The organism is Acinetobacter sp. Q186-3, from assembly GCF_013420655.1.
GTDB classification, from domain to species: domain Bacteria; phylum Pseudomonadota; class Gammaproteobacteria; order Pseudomonadales; family Moraxellaceae; genus Acinetobacter; species Acinetobacter indicus.
The window spans coordinates 101,388-108,741 of the sequence record NZ_VOXS01000009.1 but is presented as its reverse complement, the minus strand read 5'-3'; the positions used below and the strand labels follow the sequence as shown (position 1 = coordinate 108,741).

Genomic DNA, 7,354 nt, shown 5'->3' with positions numbered 1-7,354 from the left:
GAGATTCATGCACGTGTGGCAGTATTAAATAAATTTATGGAATTAGGCCGAGCTCATACCCAAGTTGTCACTTAAATTTAAACAACTTAGGAAAGCTCTATCTTTAAAATCTTTATGCAACAAAGCCGAATAAAACTGTCAAGTTTTTGACAGATTTGAATAAGCCGTTTTGACATCATCAGCTCATCCCGAGTGGAAACCTTTAAAAACATCAAAAGAGAAATGAAGGAAATTTAATATGAGCTATGACTATCAACATATTCAGGTCAAACCGATTAATGGCCGTATTGGCGCTGAGATTCAGGGTATTCAATTATCTTCGCAATTAGCGCAAGCGGTGATTCAGGAAATTAATCAGGCGCTATCTCCTGCCCTCAAATCAACACCTCAATGGTCTTTTTCTTCCAGACAAACTGATAATACAGGCCTTGTAAAATACACAGACTGACAAAGGCCAGCGCATAGGCATACCAGATGCCTTGTAATCCCCACCACTGACTAAACAGATAAGCACACGGCACTTCAATCAGCAAAATTGCCAGCACATTAATAATCATTGGCACCGTGACAGTCCCGCTGGCGCGCATAATCGAAGCGAAAATGGCACTGGCCCCAAAGAACAAAATTGACCACAATACAATAAACAGCAGCTGCTGGCCCAGCTCGACCACCTGCGGGTCGGTAATAAACAGCGCCATTAAATATTTCGAGAATAAATAGGCCAGCACCACTAGCATCCCGGTAATCATCAGGTTCATGCCCAAAGCAGTACGGGTGACTTTGGCCAGTAAATCGGACTTGCCAGCCCCAATCGCCTGCGCACCAAAAATAGAGGCGGCAATGGCAATCGACAGCGCCGGGAACTGAATATAGTTCAGCACCTGATTCACCGCACCATAGGCCGCTGTGGCTTCAGCGCCATAACGGTTGACCAGCCCGACAATTACCAGACCGGCCACCGACGTGGTGACCATCTGAATGCCGGTCGGAATGCCCAGACGTAAAATAATCTTGCTCAAGATCGGTTGATGGCGAATATTTTTCAGCAATTGCCAATCCGGTCGTAGCGGATGGTTTTTCTTGTTCAGATACACCGCCAGAAAAATCAGCACCGCCAGATAACCAATAATGGTGGCGATAGCCGGGGCAATAATCCCCAGACGCGGAAAACCAAAATAGCCGGCAATCAGCACCGGGGTAATAAACAGCCCGATCAGGCTGGTCATGCCTAAGGCAATTAAGGGGGTAATACTGTCGCCCACGCCGCGTAAAATGGAGGTGTAAATAATATAGACAAACAGCAGCGGGCTACCGGCCAGCATCCATTGCACATAGGGCAACGACAGATGCATCACCTGCGGATCGGTACCTAAGGCTAGCAGAATGGATTTGGCGAAAATCACGCCTAAAATTGCAATGATGGTACCGCCAATCAGGGTCATAAACAGGGTCGAGCCGACCACACAGCGTACTTTTTCAATATTCTGCGCACCCCAGGCCTGCCCGACCAGCACGGTTGAACCGGCTGACAGTCCGATCACAAAGGCCATCAAACAGAACAGAATCGGGAAGAATACCGCCACCGCTGCAATGGCATCGACACCCATCATCTGGCCAACAAAGACAGTGTTGATGGTGCCAGACAGGTTTTGCAGAATATTGGTGGCAATCAGCGGCAGCAGGAAAATCAGGAAGGTTTTCCAGAGCTTGTGTTGATTCACCAAAGGTTGATGCTGCGGCATGAGCAATCCTGTAACCGGTTTATGATCGTGTGCATGAATGGCTTTACCCTAGCATGAGCCTGTAGCAAAAAGCCTTAGCAATTGCGTAACTTAGCTGATCTTACGTACTCGTGTTAACAGGCCGAGAAAATTTCTGCGGCCCGATCCAGCGTTTCATCTTTTTTGGCAAAACAGACCCGAATCAGGCGTAAATCATCCGGCGGGGTCTGATAAAAAGCAGAAATCGGAATCGCCACAATCTTGTGCTGCTCGGCCAGATACTGGCACATCTGCAGATCGTTTAAATCCGGGCGGATGGCGCGATAGTCCAGATTCTGGAAATAGGTGCCTTGCGCGGGAATCCACTGAAAACGGGAGTGCTGGATACCGGCCTGAAAGCGGTCGCGTTTGGCCTGATAGAACGCGGCCAGTTCAGCAATATGTTCCGGATGCTGTTGCATAAATTGTGCCAGCGCGACTTGCACCGGGGTCACACCACAGAAATTGGCAAACTGATAAACCTGCCGGAACAACTGCATCAAAGCCGGTGAAGCCATGCAATAACCGGTTTTCCAGCCGGTGACATGAAAAGTTTTACCAAAAGAACCAATCACAAAACTGCGCTCGTGCAGGGCCGGAAAATCAAGCGCTGAATAATGCTGCTGGCCGTCATAGACCAGATGTTCATAGACCTCATCGGACAGTACGACAATATTGCGATCCTGAATCAGCTCAATCAGGGTCTGCCAGTCCTCGGCTGACCACAGCGTACCGCTCGGGTTATGCGGGGTATTGACGATGATCATGCGGGTACGATCATGAATGGCATCTTTGACCTGATTCCAGTCGACCTGAAAATGGGGCGGCTGCAAGGCCAGATGGATAGCTTTCCCGCCGGCCAGTTGCACGGTGGGTGCATAACTGTCATAGCTGGGATCAAAAATAATCACTTCATCCCCGGCCTGCACCACCGCCTGAATGGCACAGAAAATGGCAATGGTCGCGCCGGCGGTAATGCTGATTTCGGTGTGAGGATCAAACGAACGACCGGTCTGTTGCTGCTTTTGCGTAGCCAGCTGTTCTCTGAGCAATAACAGCCCATCACCGGGTGGATACTGGTTCTGGCCCTCTAATGTCGCCTGACACAGGGCCTCCAGCAGGGCCGGTGGGGCCGGAAAATCGGGGAAACCCTGTGACACATTCAGGGCATTCAGGCGCTGAGCCAGGGTGGTCATGACACTAAAAATGGTCACGCCAAGCGCAGGAAGTTTAAATTGAAGTTCAAGCATGACCATTGACTACCGTTATTGTGTATGCACATCGCATGATAAGCCGCCATCCGCCAGCAATTGAAGCGGTGAGCGAAAAAAACTGAATTAAATCAATTCGACCAGCGCCCGGATAATCCCCAGTGCCAGACCAATAAAGGCCCCCACCACCACGCCATTGACCCGGATCATATGCAGGTCGCCGCCGACCTCGTTTTCAATTTTGCCAATCATCTCGCGTGAATCCCATTCATGAATCCGCTCACTAATAAAACGGATCACTTTTTCACTGTACTGGTCAGAGAGATTGACGGCGATGCCGCTCATTTTGTCATTCAGCAACTGGCGCACGGCGCCGTTACTGATAATGTTCTCACCGACCTGCTGAATGGCCACGCGCAGGTTTTCCGCAATACCGGAATCGGGTTTTTCCAGATCTGCCCGGATTGCATCACACAGAATCACCACCGCGCCGCTAATAAAATTCAGCACTTGCGGACTGTCCAGCAGGGCATTTTTGGTCTGGTTCAGGCGCTGGCTGGCGGCACTGTCCTGATCGGCCAGCTGTTGCATCAGCTGATGTGCCATATCTTCTACTTTTTGCCGCCACGGATGATCGGGATCGGCCAGCATTGAATCGACTCGTTCCAGTAAAGAGTCGATGGTGCGCTGCTGTACATCAATACCAATCCAGCTGGCACCTCTGGCCAGTCGCCACACGCCCAGTTCTTTAAACAGGGTGCGGGTCAGCTCGCGGGTTTCTTCCGGATGTTGCAGCATCCAGTCATGTGCCAAATCCAACCCGCGTTGCAGTACATCCTGATGGAAATCATTTTCCAGCACCGCGCGCAGCATTTCACTAGCCAGATAATTAATGTCAGTATTTTTGACCCATTGCACGCTGTTGTTCTGGATAAAGCGGCCAATCTGTTCCTGCCCGACAAATTCAAAAATCTTCGGTACGGTCTGCTGAATCAGCTGGCTGACCTGCTGGTTATTCTGCGGATTGGCCAGCCATTTACCCACGGCCAGCGACACATCGGTATTGTGCAGGCTGCGCTGTACAATTTGCGGCGACAGGAAATTTTCCTGAACAAAACGTCCCATCGATTCGGCAATACGGTCTTTGTTGCGCGGAATAATTTCGGTATGGTCCCGCAAAAACTTGGGAATGGGCAGCCGGCCAAAGGGATTACGAAACAGCACGGTAATCGCATACCAGTCGGCCAGTCCGCCGACCACACCGGCTTCGGCTGACAGCATCAGAATATGAATCAGCCAGATATAGTCGGGCAGCAGTTTGGCCAGCACCATTAAACAGATCCAGGCCAGCACGGCCGTGATCAGGGCCATGGTGGCAAAACGCTTGCTGCGTTGCAGGTTTGGAGAAGTGGGTGCTGGCGCTGTCTGCATGCATGTTTCCCTAGTTTGAAGTGGCTACCGGTGGCTGTAACACCTGACCGCCTGGACTGAGCCCGTATTTTCCACCCAGTGACTGCAAGATCAGGCGAGCATCAAAGGCATCACTTGGGGCGCTTTTTTGATCTTTATAACATTGAATCGTATAGGAAACCTGAATCGGGTCAACATTAATGACCTGCGGGTAGTCATAAAATGGGTCAGGCCAGAAAGCCGGATGACGACGATAATAGCCATATGGATAAAAGCTCGGTGCCGGATAGACCACAGCTTGACGCGGTGGCTGCTGGCTGCGGTTACTCGGATCATCCAGCACTTTAAAGAAGGTATAGCCCTGTTGCAGCGTGGTTTGTGCCGCTTTGACCAGGGTAATTTCTTCGGCCGTGCCAAAGCTCATGTTGGGACGGGCCTGAAAACTAATGCGATAGGTCTGGCTGTTCAGTGGTGTCACCGAATATTGACCCAGCTGGTCAAAGGTCAGCGGCTTGGATGGTGTGGTGGCACAGCCGCCCAGCAGCAGACTGAGCCCGAGGCCTAAACCAAGAATTAGATGTTTCATGCTGTTCTCCTGTGAAGATACTGCAAGGGGAGAATGAACCGCGTTTTAATTAAAAACTGCTGTTCGGTTGGGTCAGGAACTCCAATTCTTCTGCGCTTGATTGGCGTCCCAATATTTGATTGCGATGTGGATAACGGCCAAAGCGCTCAATAATCACTTTATGTTTCAGTTCATAGCCCAACACGGTGGGGTCATTCAAACTTTCAAACAACGTTAATGCGACTTCGTGAATACGTTTGGATTCACTGTGCATAAACGGCATATATAGAAAACGACGTTCGGTTGGGTTTAAGTCCTGATCCAATTTTAAGTGAATCATTTCTTGTGCCAACACCAAGGCCATTCCATCTTGGGCAAAGGCACGCGGGTCATTACGGTATAAATTACGTGATAATTGATCTAAAACAATGATTTCAGCCAAACGACCTGCGGGTGTTTCGCGCCATGTCCATAGTTCTCCTTGTGCCGCTTGTTGCAGTACATCGGTAAATTTTTCTGCAAGCACGGCATCAAACTCTGCGCTTTTGACAAACCAGTTCGGTTCCGCAGCAGGAGAAAACCAAAAATCTAAAAAATCCTGATAATTCATACGCTTTATTATTTACCTCTGTTCTTTTGATTATAAAATCACAAATTTCACATGTCTTATAGAGCAACTTTGTGATAAAAAATTGCCAAAAATAAAGTTGTGGGTTTGTTTGAAAACTATACAGGATGTAATGTGCCGGCACTAAATCGCGTTATACTGATATAAACCGATGATTTTCTTTAGTAGTTTTTTGCGATAAGCGAGATTGTAATGAGTCAACCCGAATCGACCTCTCAAGATACTTTAACGACTTGGGTGGATTCTTCGCTACTGCGCGGCATGTTGCGCGGTATTGAGCGTGAAAGCCTGCGTATGCAAAGCAATGGATTTCTCTCTCAGGCAGCCCATCCGAAGGGCTTGGGTTCGGCACTGACTCATCCGCATATCACCACCGATTATTCCGAAGCATTAATGGAGTTTATTACTCCGCCGCAGGACAGTATTCCGGGCGCACTGAATTATTTAAGCGATATTCATGCCGTGGTGTACCGTCAGCTGGAACATGAAGAAAAACTCTGGCCGCTGTCAATGCCGTGTATGCTGGATGATGCCGAAGAACGCATTCCGCTGGCGCAATATGGCAGCTCCAATATTGGCCGTTTCAAGACCTTATACCGTCATGGTTTGGGGGTACGCTATGGACGCCGGATGCAGACCATTTCCGGGGTGCATTATAATCTGTCTTTCCCGGATGCTTTATTTGAAGCGCTACAACAACAAGAAAGCGATGAGGCACTCAAAAATCTGAGCCTGCAGGATTATCGCAGCCATCGCTATTTCGGTTTAATCCGTAATTTTATTCGCCTGACCCCATTGGTAATGCTGGTGGTCGGTGCCAGTCCATCGGTGTGTCAGTGTTTTATGACCGGCCGTGAACATCATTTGCTGCCACTGGTACGCGGCACGCTGTTCCTGCCGTATGCTACCGCCTTGCGTATGGGCCGTTTTGGCTATCAGAATTCGGCGCAAAAACAGCTCGGGATTCACTATAACAACCTGAGTGGTTATTTAGAGGGTCTGCAAAAAGCCGTCAAAACCCCGTATCAGCCATTTAGCCGTTTGGGTCTGAATGATGCACAGGGTGAGCCGATTCAGATCAATGATCACGTGCTGCAAATTGAAAACGAATACTACAGTCTGGTGCGTCCGAAACAGGTGCCTCAGGCGGGTGAAACCCCATCGCAGGCGCTGGCCAATCGGGGTGTTGGCTATGTGGAGTTACGCGCAGTCGATGTCAATCCGTATAGCTCTATCGGGATTGATGAACACACCGCCGGCTTCCTGGAAGTGCTGGCATTGTACTGTCTGCTCAAAGACAGTCCGGCGTTATTGGATGATGAACAGGACATTATTGAGCGCAATCAGGCCGAAGTCGTGAATCGTGGCCGTGCGCCAAATGCCACCATTTTAGCAGATGGCCAGTCCTATCCGATTGAAGACTGGAGCCGTAGTCATGCTCAGGCCATGCAGCCTTTGGCTGAACTGCTGGATCAGGCCTATGCCACCACGCTATATAGTCAGGGTCTGGCGACCATGCTCGGCCGGATTGATGAAGTCGATGCGACGCTATCCGCGCAGGTGATTGAAGATACCTTACATCAGGGCGGCACCTGGAATTTTGGCAGCCATATGGCGCAGCAACATGCTGACGTCTATCAGGCGCATGTATTAAGCCCGGAAACGCTGGCCTATTTTGAAGAAATGGCCCAGCAATCATTGCAACAACAACAGCAACTTGAGCAGGAACAGACCTTGAGTTTTGAGCAGTTTCTGACTCAGTACCGATAAAAATAGAAAG

6 protein-coding genes are annotated in these 7,354 nt (G+C 49.6%); 1 reads left to right on the top strand and 5 read right to left on the bottom strand.

Going from position 1 to position 7,354, the window contains the following annotated elements:
• Positions 1 to 374: 374 nt before the first annotated feature.
• The 5 genes from FTT64_RS09790 to FTT64_RS09770 form a co-directional block, all read right to left on the bottom strand.
• The gene (locus FTT64_RS09790; RefSeq protein ID WP_005180888.1) at positions 375 to 1,742 is read right to left on the bottom strand and encodes an MATE family efflux transporter; all 1,368 of its coding nucleotides are present in this window, start codon (positions 1,740 to 1,742) and stop codon (positions 375 to 377) included.
• Between the two features lie 113 nt (positions 1,743 to 1,855).
• Positions 1,856 to 3,010: a methionine aminotransferase gene (locus FTT64_RS09785; protein ID WP_180182322.1), complete on the bottom strand. Its 1,155-nt coding sequence runs from the start codon at positions 3,008 to 3,010 to the stop codon at positions 1,856 to 1,858.
• Positions 3,011 to 3,097: 87 nt separating this feature from the next.
• Positions 3,098 to 4,402: a DUF445 domain-containing protein gene (locus tag FTT64_RS09780; RefSeq protein ID WP_016658710.1), complete on the bottom strand. Its 1,305-nt coding sequence runs from the start codon at positions 4,400 to 4,402 to the stop codon at positions 3,098 to 3,100.
• Positions 4,403 to 4,412: 10 nt separating this feature from the next.
• Positions 4,413 to 4,967 carry a hypothetical protein gene (locus FTT64_RS09775; RefSeq protein WP_180182321.1) on the bottom strand — a complete coding sequence of 185 codons (555 nt, stop codon included), beginning with the start codon at positions 4,965 to 4,967 and terminating at the stop codon, positions 4,413 to 4,415.
• Positions 4,968 to 5,016: 49 nt separating this feature from the next.
• On the bottom strand, positions 5,017 to 5,556 hold the full coding sequence (locus FTT64_RS09770) for a DUF924 family protein (protein WP_005180881.1): 540 nt from the start codon (positions 5,554 to 5,556) through the stop codon (positions 5,017 to 5,019).
• A gap of 210 nt (positions 5,557 to 5,766) precedes the next feature.
• On the opposite strand from FTT64_RS09770, the gene gshA reads away from it, so the two are divergent.
• Complete coding sequence (gshA, locus tag FTT64_RS09765) at positions 5,767 to 7,344, top strand: glutamate--cysteine ligase (protein WP_180182320.1); 1,578 nt, start codon at positions 5,767 to 5,769, stop codon at positions 7,342 to 7,344.
• Positions 7,345 to 7,354: the final 10 nt, after the last annotated feature.

Excerpts from the sequence above, each read along its gene's own strand:
- FTT64_RS09785 (WP_180182322.1), bottom strand. The coding sequence starts at position 3,010 with ATGCTTGAACTTCAATTTAAACTTCCTGCGCTTGGCGTGACCATTTTT.
- FTT64_RS09780 (WP_016658710.1), bottom strand. The coding sequence starts at position 4,402 with ATGCAGACAGCGCCAGCACCCACTTCTCCAAACCTGCAACGCAGCAAG.
- FTT64_RS09790 (WP_005180888.1), bottom strand. The coding sequence starts at position 1,742 with ATGCCGCAGCATCAACCTTTGGTGAATCAACACAAGCTCTGGAAAACC.
- FTT64_RS09775 (WP_180182321.1), bottom strand. The coding sequence starts at position 4,967 with ATGAAACATCTAATTCTTGGTTTAGGCCTCGGGCTCAGTCTGCTGCTG.
- gshA (WP_180182320.1), top strand. The coding sequence starts at position 5,767 with ATGAGTCAACCCGAATCGACCTCTCAAGATACTTTAACGACTTGGGTG.
- FTT64_RS09770 (WP_005180881.1), bottom strand. The coding sequence starts at position 5,556 with ATGAATTATCAGGATTTTTTAGATTTTTGGTTTTCTCCTGCTGCGGAA.